This is a genomic window from Roseovarius albus, from assembly GCF_900172335.1.
Classification (GTDB): Bacteria; Pseudomonadota; Alphaproteobacteria; order Rhodobacterales; family Rhodobacteraceae; genus Roseovarius; species Roseovarius albus.
Map to the genome: position 1 here is coordinate 54,797 of NZ_FWFX01000011.1, position 16,813 is coordinate 71,609.

Below are 16,813 nucleotides of genomic sequence, written 5' to 3' on the forward strand. Positions count from 1 at the left end.
CTAGGTTACATCCGATCTACCACTTTCTTGGCCGCCAAAGCCGCAGCATGCACTGAGCCCCAGTCTTCCCCGTCTGTGTAAGCTTCGCCTGCAAAGTGTAGATGCGGACCGACCGGGTTGCCTAATTGGCGGACGCGTTTCCAATTTTCATGATCCTGCAGGTAAGCGCCGCCTATAAAGGGCTCGTTTGACCAATCTTGTGTGACGATTTTGCGAAACTTCGGCGTCGCCGCACGATCAAAAATTTCGTCAAGACGCCCGAGAATCTTGCGCGCAGTAGCGGCTTCAGGCAGCCCCAGATATGGTTTTGCGGCGCTGCCCACAGCAAATACACCTAAGATGTGACGCTGTGTATTCTGCCCATAGGCCGCGTCGTAAAAACCCAGCTGCCCTGCGGATTTGGGGGTCACTTTAACCTCAGTGTATGCAGGATAAAACGAGGCGTTGAACTCCAGAAAAGCCTTGTAACCGTCCCAGACCTTCGCCCTATTAATCGCGTTGGATTTGCTGCGTGGAAGGGGGGGCACAAAGGATATCCGCCGCTCTTGCAGCATTTTCAAAGGTGCGGTGACAATGATATCGTCTGCCGTGAATGTCTCACCTGATCGGGTTTGGACGAATGCGCGCGCGCCTGATGTGTCGATCACAGTCACAGGGTTTTGAAACTGAATTCGATCTGAAATAGCAGGGAATATATATTGTTCAAAAAAGTCGAGCCAGCTGGAATTGACAAATTTTCGATCCGTTTCGCCACCCATGCGTGAACGCTTCAGTACATTGCCGTCCCAATGGGCAAAGCTATCGTCCCGTTTGTATCCCACCGTTGGCAGCGCAACATTCACGGCGCGATTGCCAACGATTTGTTTGAAAATTCGAGGGGAGACATGAAGCCATTCGGCACCCATCGGCAAAGGAAAGTCAGCAAATCCCAAATTTCGCTTCATCCGCCCGCCAAAGGTATTTGAAGCCTCTAATATCTGAAAATCCATGCCTCGCTGTCGCAGGCAATAGCCCGCAGTCAATCCGGCGGCACCTGCCCCAATAACAATAACACGCCGCGAGGTACTTGCCTGAAGTACATTTGGCGTTGCGAGCGTACTGAAACCAAGCAAAGCGGCCATCGCCAGAAAATCCCTACGCTCCATATTTAGCCTTTTTTTGAGGTTTATATTCTTATGATCGACGACTTACTTTACCTCCAAATGTTAGAGCTTCAACAACTGATCTTTGTGCAGAACTGTCGCTAAAACACATGTGCAGTGCCGATAATTAGACTCGGAGCAGACTTTGGCCTGTAATTCGATCAGCTGCTCATGTGTTCCGAAAACTAGCCCCTCGGACAACTCCCAAACATTCCCGCCTTGCAGCCCCCGGCGGATCGATTACATCTATTGCCGCAGCAGACGGAGGCCGAGCATGCGTGAAACAACACCCCAACCGATTTACCTCAAGGATTATACCCCCTTTGGCTATCTGATCGACTCGGTTGACCTGACCTTCACCCTCAGCCCCGAAGCCACCCGTGTCCGCTCGCGCATCGCCTTCCGACCCAACCCTGACGCCAGTGACACAACTTTCTTTCTACACGGCGAAAACCTGAAACTGATCAGCGCCGCCATCGACGGGCAATCCATCACCCCCAAACTCACCGATCAGGGCCTCACTGCTGATGCACCGAACGCACCGTTCGTGTGGGAGGCCGAGGTCGAGATCAACCCCGCCGCCAATACCGCGCTCGAAGGGCTTTACATGTCAAACGGCATGTACTGCACCCAATGCGAGGCAGAAGGCTTCCGCAAGATCACCTATTACCCCGACCGCCCCGATGTCATGGCCCCCTTCACCGTCCGTATTGAGGGCGCGGAAAAGGTCATGCTCTCCAACGGCAACCCCGGCGCATCTGGCGAGGGCTTCGCCGAATGGCACGACCCTTGGCCTAAACCCGCCTATCTCTTTGCGCTGGTTGCGGGTGACCTGATCAATCATCCCGGCCAGTTCACCACCAAATCCGGCCGCGAGGTCGAACTGAACATCTGGGTCCGCCCCGGCGACGAAGGCAAATGCGCCTTCGGCATGGAGGCCCTCAAACACTCGATGAAATGGGACGAGGATGTCTACGGCCGTGAATACGACCTCGACCTCTTCAACATCGTCGCGGTGGATGACTTCAACATGGGTGCGATGGAAAACAAGGGGCTGAACATCTTCAACTCTTCCTGCGTCCTCGCCAGCCCGGAAACCAGCACCGACGGCAACTTTGAACGGATCGAGGCGATCATCGCCCACGAGTATTTCCACAACTGGACCGGCAACCGCATCACCTGCCGCGACTGGTTCCAGCTTTGCCTCAAGGAAGGGCTGACCGTCTACCGCGACGCGCAGTTCACCTCGGATCTGCGCAGCGCGCCGGTGAAACGCATCGAAGACGTTATCGCCCTGCGCGCAAGACAGTTCCGCGAGGATAACGGCCCCCTCGCCCACCCGGTGCGCCCCGAAAGCTTTGTCGAGATCAACAATTTCTACACCGCCACCGTGTACGAAAAAGGCGCCGAACTGATCGGCATGCTCAAAACCCTTGTCGGGGACGCAGCCTACTACAAGTCCCTCGATCTCTACTTTGAGCGCCACGACGGCGACGCCGCCACCATCGAAGACTGGCTCAAGGTGTTCGAGGATGCCACCGGCCGCGACCTAAGCCAGTTCAAACGCTGGTATTCCGACGCGGGCACGCCGCGGCTAAAGGTCAGCGACGATTACTCTGACGGCACCTATACCCTGACCTTCCGCCAAAGCACCCCGCCCACGCCGGGGCAGGATGAGAAACCGCCGCGTGTCATTCCCATCGCCGTCGGCCTGCTTGGCCCCAACGGCGACGAAGTGCAGGCAACCCAGGTGCTGGAGATGACCGAAGAAGAACAAAGCTTCACCTTCACCGGCCTTGCGGCCAAACCCACGCCGTCAATCCTGCGTGATTTCTCGGCCCCGATGATCCTGCAACGCGACAGCAGCAACGCGGAACGCGCCTTCCTGCTCGCCCATGACACAGATCCTTTTAACAAGTGGGAGGCCGGGCGTGCGCTGGCCAAGGACGGCCTCATCGCCATGATCCGCGAAGGGGCGTCCCCCGACAGCGCCTATCTCGACGCCATCACCGCGGTCGCCCGCGACGACACGCTTGATCCGGCCTTCCGCGCGCTGGCCATGGGCCTGCCCAGTCAGGACGATCTGGCCCAAACCCTGTTTGACGGCGGCACCACGCCAAACCCGCAGGCGATCTGGGACGCGCTGGAAACTCTCAGACAGGCCCGCGCCCAGCATATGCAGGACCTCGCCCCGCGCCTTTACGCGCAGTATCAGGTTGAAGGCGACTACCAGCCCGACGCCGCCCAATCCGGCGCGCGCTCCTTGGCCAACACCGCCCTCGGATTGATCACCCGGCTCGACGGCGGCGCGCAGGCCCAGCGCCAGTATGATGCGGCTGACAACATGACCCAGCAACTCGCCGCCTTCTGCTGCTTGCTTCAAGCGGGTAAGGGCGAAGCCGCGATTGCCGCTTTCTATGACCAGTGGCAACACGACCGTCTGGTGATCGACAAGTGGTTCTCGATGCAGGTGGTGCAGGCCGCGCCCGACCAGACCGCCGCCGTCGCCGATGCGCTCACCCAGCACGCAGATTTCACCATGAAAAACCCCAACCGCTTCCGTGCCACACTGGGCGCGCTGGCAATGTCGCCCGCAGGCTTCCACCACGCTTCGGGCGCGGGGTATGAACTGCTGACCGACTGGCTCATCCAGCTCGACCCGCTCAACCCCCAAACCACCGCCCGGATGTGCTCGGCGTTCGAGACCTGGAAACGCTATGATGCCGCCCGCCAGGATCTGATCGCTACCCAACTGGACCGCATCCTCGCCACCCCAAACCTGAGCCGCGACACCACCGAAATGGTCACCCGAATCCGGGGGGCGTGATCTTTTAGGGTGGGCACTTTTGCCCACCACTCTATACCCCCGCCGCCAAAGGGGCCGCAGGCCAGCAGAGGAGAAATGAGATGACTTGGGGTGTTTTGTATCCAGACGGTAGTGGCGATTATTCACCAGAGGCCGCAGACTTTGCAGACTATGAAGAGAAGATAACCCATCACTTTAAGACTGTGATGACCGAAGAAGAAAGAGCCAAATATGACAATTGGGTCGTTAAATTTCGTTCAGAGGTTGGTCGAAAATATTTAACGGAAGGCGCGGTTCTCGAGGACTTTGAAAAACCAACGCAGCTGGTCCTTCCGCGAACACCCAAAAACCTCGCATCTCTGTTCATGGTTCACGTGGCTTTTTAATTGTTGAAAGAGCATTGAAAGAGATTATAGAGCGGTTGGATCCCGGTGTGCATCAATTCTGGGCAGTTGACGTGCAACAGCCACGGGGGAAAACCCCAGAAAAAGACTATTTCATGATGGTGATCGGCAGGTATCTGGATGCCTTCCTGCCTGAAAAAAGCGTGGAAGAAGCGTGGGTCTGCGCTGGGACTTCGTACCTTTCAGCCGGTAGTTACAAGAAGGATTGCAACGGTCTTGCCGTAAGTCGCGACGTGATCGGTGAAGCGCATCTTTGGCGGGATAGAAAATTGACCCGGCCAACGTTTTTCATATCCGATGATCTTAAAGCTGAGATTGATGCCGCCGGGTTGCGGATTTTTCAGCATCATAAATTGATTGACGTCTGAAACGGCGTTTTTGGCGGGTTGAACTAAGAGGCAACCCAAAGGCTAGGCACCACCCCACCATCCGCCCCCTATCCCTCCCCTCGGGACATGGTGAGTTATCACCCACTCTATCGATCGAAGTACTCCTGCTTGCCCGTTTCATCTGACCACGAATACCTCCGCCAGAGGAAACACCCGAGGCGGAGGCCAAAGGCCGACAATGAGATAAACCTGCGCGCCGCAGGCGCACATTCTGTTTAAACTCGCTCCCCGTAGGCTGGCCCCATTTCCCCGACCACTCCACCTCACCTGAGTTTTGTACAAAACCCGCGTACAAGTTGTACAACTTGTACATAAATCTACGGCCTTAACGATCGGCTCCGGGCTTGCTCAATCCTTTGGGGCGCGTCTTGGGACGGGTCGATTCGATGGGTTTGCAATAGGTCTGCGCCCGGGTGTACGCCATCATATCATTTCGTTTACGACTGCTGTAAAACGGCCCCCAGTCAGCCGCGACTCCTTTCATCCCGCGTGACACAACCCCATCCCGCGCAACGGTTTTTGACATGATCCGGATTCCACAATTCAGGTTGGCCACCCCGTCTTTAAGCGCCGCACCCGAGCGAGCGCTACATTTATAAAGCCGTGCGGTTGAAGGCGTGATCTGCAACAGCCCATACCAGCGCCCTCCGCCCCCCACAGCGGTCTGCCGAAACGTGCTCTCATGCTTCGCCAACGACGAAATCAACCCCACCCAAAACGCCCTACGTGCTTCAAGGTCAGCATCGGGGTAAGCCGGGCACCAATCCGTCACGTCTGCGGGCACCATATTTGGAAGCGCGGCTCCATGAGACTTTAATGCTGCAAGCGATGACCGCGTCCACAATGCACCGCTCTTCTGCCCTTCCCACCGGGTGCGCGGAATGTTGCCTTCGCGCGCCGGAGGTGACAGAGTTTTGGAAGATTTCCCACCGCTATCCGTCAAAGACAACACAGGAGCGGCTAAAAGAATCATTAATAAGCAGATAGTTAACTGTTTCATCATGATATATTTACTTTTTTTGCACGCATCCGGCAACTTATCATGATGCTACACTTCCCATTAACTGGCCCTTCGGAACATCACCTAAACCCTACCACCGCATGCTCCGAATTTAGTTGCACAAGAGCCGAATTTGAATTGGGCGAACATTTTAAAAGACAAGCGGATCACTTGCCCTTGCTCGTTATGGCCACCTGCCGTAGAAGGCGGAAGACTTTTCCGTATCGGAGACTTTGCGATGCTCGACCTGACTTATGATACCCCCAAACCCAAAGTGATTGCAGGGGCCAAACATGACTGGGAACTTGTCATCGGGATGGAAGTGCACGCGCAGGTTTCTTCGAAGGCAAAGCTGTTTTCCGGAGCGTCCACCAAGTTTGGAGCGGAGCCCAATTCCAACGTGGCTTTCGTGGATTCGGCCATGCCTGGCATGTTGCCAGTGATCAACGAATTCTGTGTTGAACAAGCCGTGCGCACCGGTCTGGGCCTGAAGGCCGAGATCAACCTGAAGTCCGCCTTTGACCGCAAAAACTATTTCTACCCTGACCTGCCGCAAGGCTATCAGATTTCCCAGCTTTACCATCCCATCGTTGGTGAAGGTGAGGTTCTGGTGGAACTCGGTGACGGTACCGCGCGTCAGGTTCGCATTGAGCGCATTCACATGGAACAGGACGCAGGCAAATCAATCCATGATATGGATCCTGCGATGTCCTTTGTTGACCTGAATCGCACCGGCGTTTGCCTGATGGAGATCGTCAGCCGCCCCGATATTCGCGGGCCAGAGGAAGCCGCTGCTTACATCGCTAAAATCCGCCAGATCATGCGCTATCTTGGTACCTGCGATGGCAACATGCAAAACGGCAACCTACGGGCAGATGTGAACGTGTCGATCTGTCAGCCCGGGGCATATGAGAAATATCAGGAAACGCAGGATTTCTCGCACCTTGGTACCCGCTGCGAGATCAAGAACATGAACTCCATGCGGTTCATCCAACAAGCAATCATGGTCGAGGCCAACCGTCAGATCAAAATCGTCGAAGGTGGAGGCACTGTCGATCAGGAGACCCGTCTTTATGATCCGGACAAGAACGAAACCCGGTCGATGCGGTCCAAAGAAGAAGCGCATGACTACCGCTATTTCCCGGATCCAGATCTGCTGCCTTTGGAGATTGAGCAAGCTTGGGTCGATGATATTGCTGCCAACCTGCCTGAACTACCAGACGAGAAAAAATCTCGCCTGATTAATGATATGGGGCTGTCTGATTATGACGCCAGCGTCCTGACGGCTGAAGCCGAGAACGCCAGCTACTTCGAGGCCGCAGCACTGGGTCGTGACGGCAAGGTTGTTGCCAACTGGGTGATAAACGAATTATTTGGCCGTCTGAACAAAGATGATGCCGACATCTCAACGTCACCCGTCTCTCCAGCGCAGTTGGGTGGCATTGTTGACCTGATCGCCTCGGATGCGATCAGCGGCAAGATCGCCAAAGATCTATTCGAAATAGTCTATTCCGAAGGCGGCGACCCGGCGCAGATCGTTGAAGAGCGCGGCATGAAACAGGTCACGGACACTGGCGCGATTGAAACAGCGGTAGAACAGATCATCGCGGACAATCCTGCCCAAGTGGAGAAGGCCAAGGTCAACCCAAAACTGGCGGGCTGGTTTGTTGGCCAGGTAATGAAAGCCACCGGCGGCAAGGCCAACCCCAAGGCGGTGAACGAGATCGTCGCGCAGAAGCTGGGTCTATAAGGACTCTGCTTGTGAAGGTTATGTCATTGATAACGCTCCGGCTCCTCGCCGGGGCGTTTGTTTTTGCGGCGAGCACAGTTGCCGCACAGGCGCAAGACGGTTATCTGAACACATGCGAGCCTGTTGATATCTTTGACGAATGTCAGGATCTAGCTTTACGCTACTACGCTGGAAGCGCTCCCTTTCCTTATGATCCTGAACGTGCCGAAGCCCTACGCTCAACCGTTCTAAAGTATGCTTTGGCAGAGTGTGGCTTGGACTTCTCTATGACTGATAGCTGCGGCAAAGCCCGCGATCTAATTGTGCAGCGATATGGGCGCATTCTCCCATCAACCGGATTGGTAACAACCGGTGCACAGGAATTGTTGGCATTGCGCGACCTTACCGAGATTGGCTGTGATCAATCTAATCCTTTAGCCTGCATCGCTCGTGCCCGTTTCGATTATGATACGGGAATGTTGCTGTATCGCACACAGATCGCCCGGCAATCCGGTGATGATCCAGCCGAGGTAACAAAGGTATATGAGGCTGAGTATGCGGCATATCTTGGCAAGGCGAAAACCGCGGCTCAACTCTATCAAACCCGCTTAAATGAAGATTGCAATAATGAAGAGACCAGTACCTGTGTGCTACGCGATGAAATGAAACAGCTCTTGCTGGATCTTGAGACAAATAACCTTCGAGCGTCTTCGGTGTTATACCCCTCGTTTCTTGATGCCTGCCTGCAAGGACAAACCAACAACTGCGTCAAATTGGTAAGCAACATTGCAACATTGGGGCTGGATCATTTGCCCGAAAACGGAGACGCGCCACAAGTTGTTGCCGCACGCTTTGAACGCGAGTGCAAAGCTGGAAATGGCCCTGCATGTTTTTCTGTCGCCTTATTGCTCACGACACAAGAACGAAACTCTGAAGATTTCTATAATCTTAGTTGCCAGATGGGTGTTCCACACGGCTGTGAAGCCGTCGCGTGGCAAGCATATGTTCGCTACAGCGAGGCCCCTGCCCCTGAAACTCTGGCTGTCGCAACATCGCTATTGCAAAAAGCTTGCAACATGGGCCGCAATGTTCCGTGTCATGTTCTGGAACATCTGCCTGCCAATTAGGCCGCCTTGGCACGCCTCCGCTTTCGCGTTGCATTCCGTGGCATACCGTTTATGCAGGACGCACCCAACAAGAGATACCTTGGATCATGTCCCAACCTGCCCCTTTTTTTTCGACCTATCACGAGATCGAACCGGGATGGATTGACCATAACAATCACCTAAACATGGGGTATTACACCGTTTTGTTTGACCGGATGTCGGACGAGGTGTTTGCCGAATTGGGGTTTGGGCCAAATTACGTCAAACGCACAAATCACACGACTTTTTCGGCCGAGTTTCACATTCGTTACTTGCGGGAAGTGAAGTTGGGTGAACGTCTGCGGTCTTCGTTCTACATGCTGGATTATGATGGCAAACGGTTCCACACCTATCAAGAACTGTTTCACGAAGATGGCTGGATCTCCGCAACAGGCGAAGGGCTGACGCTGCATGTGAACCTTGACGGCCCCAAGGTGGCACCGATGCCCGATGACATTCTTGAACGCGTTTCCAAGATGGCGGAAGAGCACGCTGCCTTGCCCCGGCCCGCTGACGTCGGACGCAAGATCGAGATCCGGCGCAAGGGCTGACCTCTTGCCATATTGCAAGATTACACGCAGGTTTTACCGGATGTTCGAGATTCGCCCTGCGAGCGTGCCAAGAAAGAGTCGACGCCGCTGATCCGCTTGCGTTAGGCTTGGCTCAGAACTGGGCACATGCCCGCAACTTCAGGGGCCTTGCTGCCCGCAAGGGGCCCACAGGACCGCATGACAGAACTTATCCTTCGTCGTCTTGCCCTTGGCCTTGTCACCGTCTGGATGGTGTCTGTCATCATTTTTATGGGGATCGAGGCGCTACCCGGCGACGCCTGCACAGCATTTTTAGAGCGCGATGCGCAAGGCGAGGTTCTGGAACGGTGTCGTGAACAGCTCGGCCTCAATCAATCCGCGACGCAACGATATCTGGCTTGGGCGACTGGCGCCCTACAGGGCGATCTGGGTGTATCAGCCAATGGCAATACCACGATAGCAGCAGAGGTTGCCTTGAGGGTCAAAAACTCGATCCTGCTTGCCGCAGGGGCCCTGAGCGTTGGCGTACCTCTGGCCATCTTTCTGGGTGTCTTCACTGGCCTGTGGCGCGACAAGTTTCCAGATATTTTCTTTAGTACCGGTGCGATCTTTGCGATGACGATTCCTGAGTTTGTTGCGGCCACGATCATCACGTTGATCTTTTCAATCTGGTTGGGACTTTTTCCCGCCGTGGTCCTGACCCCCGCAGATGCGCCACCGTTGGACTTCTTTCCAGAATTCGTGCCGGCTGCGATTGTCCTAACATTGGTCATGGTGGCGCATATCATGCGCATGGTCCGCTCTTCCGTAATCGAGGTGATGACCAGCGACTACATTCAGATGGCCCAATTGAAGGGTGTGCCCTATTGGCAAATGGTGTTTCGCCATGCCCTTCCCAGTGCGCTACTTCCCGCGATCAATATTGTCGCGCTGACCATTGCCTGGTTATTAGGCGGCGTCGTGGTGGTTGAAGTGGTGTTCAACTACCCCGGCTTAGGGCGAATGATGATCGATGCCATTTCGGATCGGGACCTGCCAGTGATTCAGGCCATCGCCATTCTGGTGGCTGCCACCTATGTCGGGATCAACTTGCTGGCAGATCTGCTGACAATCCTGTTGAACCCGCGCATGCGCACCCAACATTTGAGGCGCAAATGAGTGTTGGTGCACCCTCCCGCGCTCAGGCGCGTCCCTCTTTGCTCCGCCGTTGGGGCACGGTTTTTTACGATGTCTTGTCCCGGCCATCTGGGGCCATCGGTGTGGCCCTGGTGTTGACGCATGTGTTGATGGCACTGTTCAGCCCGTGGCTGGCACCGTTCGATTACAAGGCAATGGACTCCGGCTTGATCCTCTCTGGTCCCTCTCCCGAGCATTGGCTCGGCACCGATCATCTGGGCCGCGATGTCTGGACCCGGGTGATGCTGGGTGGACGCGAGGCCCTGTTAGTTTGTGGCGTCGCGACACCGATTGCGGTGCTTTGGGGAGGAATGGTTGGCGTATGGCTGGGTCTGCGTGGCGGCTGGCCGGATGAGATCGTCATGCGCGCCGTTGATGCCTTTTTGGCTCTGCCTGGAATATTACCACTGATGGTGTTGGTGGTGATCTTCGGCACTGGAAATGAGGTGCTGATCCCGACACTGGCGTTTTTCTTTGGCATTCCGGTTATCCGCGTGGTGCGGGCAGCGGCACAAACGGTGGTAGCACGTGATTTTGTACTGGCTGCACGGGCGCGTGGACATCCACAAAGGCAGATTATCCGCCGCGAGCTGTTACCCAATGTGCTCGATGTTTTGCTGGTTGAGGGCGCGATGCGGCTGAGTTGGATGTTGCTGACGTTTTCATCACTCTCATTCCTGGGCTTTGGCGTTTCCGAGCCCACACCTGATTGGGGGTTAATGATCAATGATGCGCGCACCTTCATGTCGCTCGCGCCTTGGGGGGTACTTGGTCCGATGATTGCATTGTCGAGCCTGATCATTGGCGTCAATCTGATGGCGGATGCCTTGGGCAAGGCATTGGGCATCGACCGCGCCGGAAAGGCGGTGCTTTGAGAATGTCTGACACGCCGATCATCGACATCCAGAACCTCTCGATTGGGTTTACAGGACGCTCCGGCGCAACCTTGCCTGTTTTACGCGACGTGAGCCTGTCGATCCGGGCGGGGGAAAGCATTGGATTGGTTGGCGAAAGCGGCTCTGGCAAAAGCACATTAGCCTTAGCAGCCATGGGTTTTTTGAAAGGCGGGCTGCGCAAGCTGTCCGGCCGCGTTTGTTTTCGGGGTGACGATATGTTTGCCCGGTCCCGTGATGAGTTGGAAACCATTCGCGGCGGACGGCTGGGGTTAATTCCGCAAAACTCAGGACAGGCGTTGACCCCCACAATGCGCATCGGCACACAATTGAAAGAGGCGCTACGCCTGCATTGTCTCTCAGTGCCCACAGAACAACATCAAGAGGTGGCACACAATCTACTGGCGCAGGTCCGTTTGCCAGATCCCAATGTGATACTGCAACGTTTCCCGCATGAGCTTTCCGGTGGGCAGCAGCAACGCGTAGCCATTGCAATGGCGCTTGCGGGTGAGCCCGAAGCCCTGTTGTTGGATGAACCTACCACCGGGCTGGATGTGACAACGCAGGCACACATCTTGCAGCTGCTCAACGATTTGGCAGCTGAGCGCAACATGGCGATGCTCTATGTTAGCCATGATCTGGGGGTCATCGCCCGCAGTTGCGCCCGTGTTGCAGTGATGTATGCCGGGCAAATTGTTCTGGATGGCCCTGCCACTGAAGTCCTGCGCACGCCATCCCATCCTTATCCCAAGGGGTTGCTCGCCTCGATCCCGCGCCTTGGGGACCGTCGCCTGCCCGTTGCACTGGAAGGTCGGCCGCCCCCGCCCGGCGGCGATGGCGAGGGTTGTGCTTACGCTCCCCGTTGCCCTTTGGCTGAGGTACGCTGTTCAGAGGCCCCTCCTCATCCCGTGCCGGATAGCCTCGGGGGGATCGTACGTTGCTTTCGCGCCGCAGACACGTTGCATGCATCCATGGATCATGGACGTCATGAACCGGTACATCACAGCCCCGATGGTCAGCCGGCCTTGTCTTTGAAAGACATCTCTTTGAGCTATCGCAGCTTGGGTTTAATTGACCGAATGCGCGGCGTTTCTGAGCCCGTGCCCACCGTGGATGATATAGATTTGACCATCGCTCGAGGGGAAACGCTGGGGCTAGTTGGGGAATCCGGCAGCGGCAAATCGACCATCTTAAAAGCTATCGCAGGTTTGCTCCCCCCGCGCGCTGGAAACATTTGCGTTGCAGATGAAATCAACCTTCCGCCCGTGGTCGAAAAACGCACGCCAGAGCAGCTGCGCCGGATTCAAATGATTTTTCAGAACCCGGACGAAAGCCTGAACCCGCGTCAGACCATCGCAGAGATCATCGCCCAGCCCCTGCGGCTGTACGACCGGCTGGATGGCCAAGCCCTACATGATCGCAGTGTAGCGTTGTTGGAAACTGTACGGCTGAGCGCGCACTACATGGACCGTTTGCCCAGCCAGCTTTCAGGGGGCGAAAAACAACGCGTGGCTGTTGCCCGTGCTTTTGCAGCCGAGCCAGAAATTGTTCTGTGTGACGAGGTCACCTCGGCGTTGGACGTCTCAGTTCAGGCGGCGGTGCTGGATCTATTGAATGATCTCAAGTGCAGCCAGAACACCACCTATGTTTTTGTCAGCCATGATCTGGCAGTGGTGCGCGCCCTGTCAGATCGGGTCGCAGTACTTTACCAAGGACGTCTGTGCGAATATGGCCCGACCGAACACGTCTATGGTGATGTCTCGCACCCTTATACCGATATCCTGTTGGGCGCGGTGCTGGAGCCTGATCCAGACACTGCACCAAAACTTTGCGCCGAAGATGTTGTTGAGCTTTCCCCCCCCGCACTGGGGTGCCCATTTCAGCGCCGTTGTCCGCGCCGTTTGGGGGCCATTTGTGATCAGCAAGTGCCGCCGTGGCAGGAAGGCGCTGACGGTCATATGATCCGGTGTCATATTCCGCGTGAAGAACTCTGTATCGACACGCAGGCTCAAACCGCCGCAGAATAGACGCAGAATTTTCGCAATACTTAAATAAAAAATGGCGGCAGAAAGTCTGCCGCCATCCCACGCCAATCAGGAAGAGATAGGCTTACTGTTGTAGCGACGCTGGAGTTGCGTCTTTGATATTGGTCCAGTTTCCATCTGCACTAGTGATGAAGCCCGGAATGTCACCTTCCCAACGCTCTTGAATGTCTTGCGACAGGTTCAGGTAAAGCTTGTTATCAACGATTTTCCAGTGATCTGGGTCGCCGTCAAATTTGAAGCCCATCGCTGTACCGAAGGCGCAATACCCACCGTAAGCTGGGGCATAGGCCTCTGGGTTGGCTTCAAACGTGGCTTTGTGTTCTTCAGACGAAAAGCGATATGTCGCGTCGTTGTAAATGCTCGTAATTTTGTAGCTGCCTTCTGTGGCTTCACCAACGGTGAAGTATGCAACCGGATCGTAGCCCTGCATTGCAAGTCCAGTTGACGATGCATTGATTTCGGGACCTGCGGCCAGAGTTGCCGTTGCAGTTACAACAGACAGAGCAATTCCGCCCAGAAGTGATTTAAACGTTTTCATTGGGGTACCTTTCCCATTTGCTTGCCCCACCGCGCTCAATTCAGCGCTCAAGAGCAAAGAGTTTTGAATTTTTTAGAAGACCGTAATTTTCTTCTGACACCAAACTGGCCATTAGGTGATCACGTTTCAAAACAACTAAATGTGATTGTGCAGGGGCGAACAGCGCGCTGTGCACCTGTAGCAAACTGCAATTCCCGAGAACTCAATAATGAATCCATTTTCGCCAGCTCAAGTGACGTAGATCGGGCACATTTCGTAGAAACATTCTCAAATTCACTATATTTTTATTTTGAAGTGGCTCAGACAAACATTATTTTAATGTGAAATGTACTAAGGATTCATCTGTTATGCTCACACGCCGTCACTTCATTGCTACCGGCCTGACCGCTGCGACGTTTCCCAGCGTTAGCCAAGCTTTTCAGTTGGAGGATAAATTCAATCCTCAGAAGGTCAGCATAGACCCCAAATATCAGCCCGGCCAATTGCTGGTGCTACCGCGCGCGCACTTTCTATATCTGATCACCGCGCCCGGAGAAGCGCTGCGTTATGGATGTGGCGTTGGCAAAGCTGGGTTAGAATTCACAGGCACCGCCACAATCAGCGCCAAGAAAGAATGGCCAACATGGCGCCCGACCAATGAGATGATCGAACGTGATCCGGTGGCATACGCCAAATTCAAAGGCAATGATTACGTGCAACCTGGCGGTGGCGATAACCCACTAGGCGCACGCGCGCTTTATCTGTTCCAGAACGGTCGCGATACTTATTTCCGTATCCACGGCACAACCGCGCCGAAAACCATTGGCCGCTCGGTTTCAAACGGGTGTATTCGTCTCATCAACGAGCATGTTGCAGATCTGTATGAGCGCGTGCCACTGGGCACGACAGTCACCGTTCTCTAAGCCTTGAAGCTTTTTAGTTCATGTCTTCGGCAATATCCCTGAAGACATGAACCCGCCATCCACATTGAGAATATGGCCGTTGATAAATGCGGCTTGTTCAGACGCGAGGAAGCACACTGCATCGGCCACCTCTTGTGTGGTCGCGTAGCGCTTGATCGGGGTTTGGTCGTGCCACAACTGTCGATCTTTTGGTCCGAGAACCTTTTTGATCATTGGCGTATCCACTGGAATAGGTGCAACAGCATTCGTGGTGACGCCCTGTTCACCCAACTCTGCAGCCAGCAGCCGCGTCAGCATATCTACGCCACCCTTGGTGCAGGAGTAAGCCCCGCGTCCAGCATTGGCGATTTGGCCATTGACCGAGCTTAGCGTCACGATCCGCCCCCAACCCTTTGTCACCATCTGACGCCCCGCCAGTTGGCAGCAATGGAAAGTGCCGCTGAGATTCACATCCAGAATTCGCGCCCAATCTTCTGGATCGAAATCAAGGATTGGCATGGCTTTCACGATGGCAGCGCAGGTCACAAGAATGTCGACGCCCCCGTCTGCGGCCAGCTTTTCAAAGGCTGTTTCGCAGGCCGCACGATCGCTAACATCGAACACTATGAAATCAGCAGTGTGTCCAAGGCTTTGCAGATCCTGCACCGCCTTTCTGCAAGCCCCGTCCGAAAGATCGCAGATCGTCACTTCCGCACCCGCTCGGCTCAGCCCTTCGGCACAGGCCAGCCCAATGCCACTCGCCCCGCCGGTGATAAGTGCGCGCTTGCCCGAAAGATCGATTTCAATGCTCATCGCAAGATCCTTTTCAATCCGTTTCAACCGGGAACACAAAGCACCGGTTCCGTCGCAGCAACAACCACATCACCTTGCCCGGTTTGGGCAAAAACACATTGGGAACAGTGGCTTTCAGCGTCGATCCATCGTGTTCCATCCGAAACTCAACAAGGCTTTCGCTGCCCATGAATCGCGAACGCAACACCGTACCACGCGCGGCCGTACCATTTTCAATAGTCGGGCTGGGCCCAGTACCGCTTCGATCAAAATCTAGCTTGATATGCTGCGGTCGTGTAACAATTTCAACCTCTTGCCCATCCGCGATCCCTGGGGTTAGGAACTGCCCAAATGGCGTATCAGCCAAGGCCCCGTTCACCGTGCTGCAGATGATGTTGACGTCGCTGAAAAAGGCAACGGCTTCGCGATCCACCGGCGCATTGTAAATGTTGTACGGCGCACCTTGTTGCACGATCCGTCCGCGCCGCATGAGGGCAATCTCATCAGCCATGCGCATCGCTTCTTCGGGCTCGTGCGTGACCAATAGAACAGCGGTTTCTTCTTCACGTAAAATCTCAAGCGTTTCGTCGCGGATGCCATCACGCAAACGGTTGTCCAACCCGGAGAACGGTTCGTCCATTAACATAATGCTGGGCCGTGGAGCCAAAGCGCGCGCCAAAGCAACGCGCTGTTGCTCACCACCTGAAAGCTCATGCGGATAGGCCTCAAGATAGCGCGACATGCCGACCCGGCGCAGCAGTTCTTCGACTCGCATGCCCTTGTCCGCTTTTGACCCTCTCAGACCGAAGGCCACATTCTCCCCCACACGCAGATGAGGGAACAGAGCGAAATCCTGAAACATCAGACCAATTTGGCGCCGTTCAGGCGGAACACGAAACACGGTGTCGCAGATCAGGTTGCCATCCACCCAGATCTCACCGCTGTTTTGCATCTCGACGCCAGCGATCATTCGCAACGTCGTGGATTTCCCGCAGCCAGATGGCCCCAGCAGGCACACCACCTGCCCCGGCCAAATCTCAAGCGAAACATCATCAACCACCTTGCGGCCATCATAGCGCTGTACAAGGTTCTTAATCTTTAGTCTGGGATTGGCGTTCTGCAAATCGGCCCCGCGGCTTTCCGATTAAATCTATCGGGTTTTCCAAGCGCATAGCAAGCCTGCGCAACTGGTGCAAGTTATGTCCATCAATCAGCCGCAACAGTATATGCTTATCGGCCCGCCGATTACCGCCAGCACCAGTAACTAAGTAAAATACTCGGATTGACATACCTGACTTTTTAAATCAGTTAATAGACAGCAAGCCACCCTACGCGACTCGATT

General features: G+C 55.2%; 15 protein-coding genes. 10 read left to right on the plus strand and 5 right to left on the minus strand.

Annotated elements, in window-relative coordinates:
• Positions 1 to 5: 5 nt before the first annotated feature.
• On the minus strand, positions 6 to 1,145 hold the full coding sequence (locus ROA7450_RS15490; protein ID WP_085806837.1) for a flavin monoamine oxidase family protein: 1,140 nt from the start codon (positions 1,143 to 1,145) through the stop codon (positions 6 to 8).
• A 271-nt stretch (positions 1,146 to 1,416) separates the two neighbouring features.
• Between ROA7450_RS15490 and pepN the strand changes: the two genes are divergently transcribed.
• From pepN to ROA7450_RS15505, 3 genes are all read left to right on the plus strand, one after another.
• The gene (pepN, locus tag ROA7450_RS15495) at positions 1,417 to 3,969 is read left to right on the plus strand and encodes an aminopeptidase N (protein WP_085806838.1); all 2,553 of its coding nucleotides are present in this window, start codon (positions 1,417 to 1,419) and stop codon (positions 3,967 to 3,969) included.
• Positions 3,970 to 4,049: 80 nt separating this feature from the next.
• The gene (locus ROA7450_RS15500) at positions 4,050 to 4,334 is read left to right on the plus strand and encodes a hypothetical protein (protein WP_085806839.1); all 285 of its coding nucleotides are present in this window, start codon (positions 4,050 to 4,052) and stop codon (positions 4,332 to 4,334) included.
• Positions 4,335 to 4,348: 14 nt separating this feature from the next.
• Positions 4,349 to 4,720, plus strand: a complete 372-nt coding sequence (locus ROA7450_RS15505; protein WP_085806840.1) for an imm11 family protein — start codon at positions 4,349 to 4,351, stop codon at positions 4,718 to 4,720.
• A 346-nt stretch (positions 4,721 to 5,066) separates the two neighbouring features.
• Here ROA7450_RS15505 and ROA7450_RS15510 read toward each other — a convergent pair whose 3' ends face one another.
• Positions 5,067 to 5,714, minus strand: a complete 648-nt coding sequence (locus ROA7450_RS15510; protein WP_234999554.1) for a lytic transglycosylase domain-containing protein — start codon at positions 5,712 to 5,714, stop codon at positions 5,067 to 5,069.
• Between the two features lie 265 nt (positions 5,715 to 5,979).
• On the opposite strand from ROA7450_RS15510, the gene gatB reads away from it, so the two are divergent.
• The 6 genes from gatB to ROA7450_RS15540 all read left to right on the plus strand — a co-directional run bounded on the left by gatB (position 5,980) and on the right by ROA7450_RS15540 (position 13,241).
• On the plus strand, positions 5,980 to 7,491 hold the full coding sequence (gatB, locus tag ROA7450_RS15515; RefSeq protein WP_085806842.1) for an Asp-tRNA(Asn)/Glu-tRNA(Gln) amidotransferase subunit GatB: 1,512 nt from the start codon (positions 5,980 to 5,982) through the stop codon (positions 7,489 to 7,491).
• A 26-nt stretch (positions 7,492 to 7,517) separates the two neighbouring features.
• Positions 7,518 to 8,597, plus strand: coding sequence for a hypothetical protein (locus tag ROA7450_RS15520; RefSeq protein ID WP_159454070.1), 1,080 nt, complete (start codon positions 7,518 to 7,520; stop codon positions 8,595 to 8,597).
• A gap of 86 nt (positions 8,598 to 8,683) precedes the next feature.
• Positions 8,684 to 9,166 carry a thioesterase family protein gene (locus tag ROA7450_RS15525; protein WP_085806844.1) on the plus strand — a complete coding sequence of 161 codons (483 nt, stop codon included), beginning with the start codon at positions 8,684 to 8,686 and terminating at the stop codon, positions 9,164 to 9,166.
• 177 nt (positions 9,167 to 9,343) lie between these two features.
• A complete protein-coding gene (locus ROA7450_RS15530; RefSeq protein WP_085806953.1) occupies positions 9,344 to 10,303 on the plus strand; it encodes an ABC transporter permease in 960 nt (319 codons plus the stop codon).
• Complete coding sequence (locus ROA7450_RS15535; protein ID WP_085806846.1) at positions 10,300 to 11,196, plus strand: ABC transporter permease; 897 nt, start codon at positions 10,300 to 10,302, stop codon at positions 11,194 to 11,196. Before ROA7450_RS15530 ends, ROA7450_RS15535 begins: the two co-directional genes overlap by 4 nt.
• A gap of 2 nt (positions 11,197 to 11,198) precedes the next feature.
• Entirely contained in the window at positions 11,199 to 13,241 is a 2,043-nt protein-coding gene (locus tag ROA7450_RS15540) for an ABC transporter ATP-binding protein (protein ID WP_085806848.1), read from the plus strand.
• Positions 13,242 to 13,323: 82 nt separating this feature from the next.
• Here ROA7450_RS15540 and ROA7450_RS15545 read toward each other — a convergent pair whose 3' ends face one another.
• Complete coding sequence (locus ROA7450_RS15545; protein ID WP_085806850.1) at positions 13,324 to 13,797, minus strand: YHS domain-containing (seleno)protein; 474 nt, start codon at positions 13,795 to 13,797, stop codon at positions 13,324 to 13,326.
• Positions 13,798 to 14,144: 347 nt separating this feature from the next.
• Here ROA7450_RS15545 and ROA7450_RS15550 point away from each other — a divergent pair, with 347 nt between their 5' ends.
• Positions 14,145 to 14,699: a L,D-transpeptidase gene (locus tag ROA7450_RS15550; RefSeq protein WP_085806852.1), complete on the plus strand. Its 555-nt coding sequence runs from the start codon at positions 14,145 to 14,147 to the stop codon at positions 14,697 to 14,699.
• Between the two features lie 18 nt (positions 14,700 to 14,717).
• On the opposite strand, the gene ROA7450_RS15555 is transcribed toward ROA7450_RS15550, so the two are convergent.
• On the minus strand, positions 14,718 to 15,491 hold the full coding sequence (locus tag ROA7450_RS15555) for an SDR family NAD(P)-dependent oxidoreductase (RefSeq protein ID WP_085806854.1): 774 nt from the start codon (positions 15,489 to 15,491) through the stop codon (positions 14,718 to 14,720).
• 13 nt (positions 15,492 to 15,504) lie between these two features.
• Positions 15,505 to 16,593 carry an ABC transporter ATP-binding protein gene (locus ROA7450_RS15560; RefSeq protein ID WP_085806855.1) on the minus strand — a complete coding sequence of 363 codons (1,089 nt, stop codon included), beginning with the start codon at positions 16,591 to 16,593 and terminating at the stop codon, positions 15,505 to 15,507.
• Positions 16,594 to 16,813: the final 220 nt, after the last annotated feature.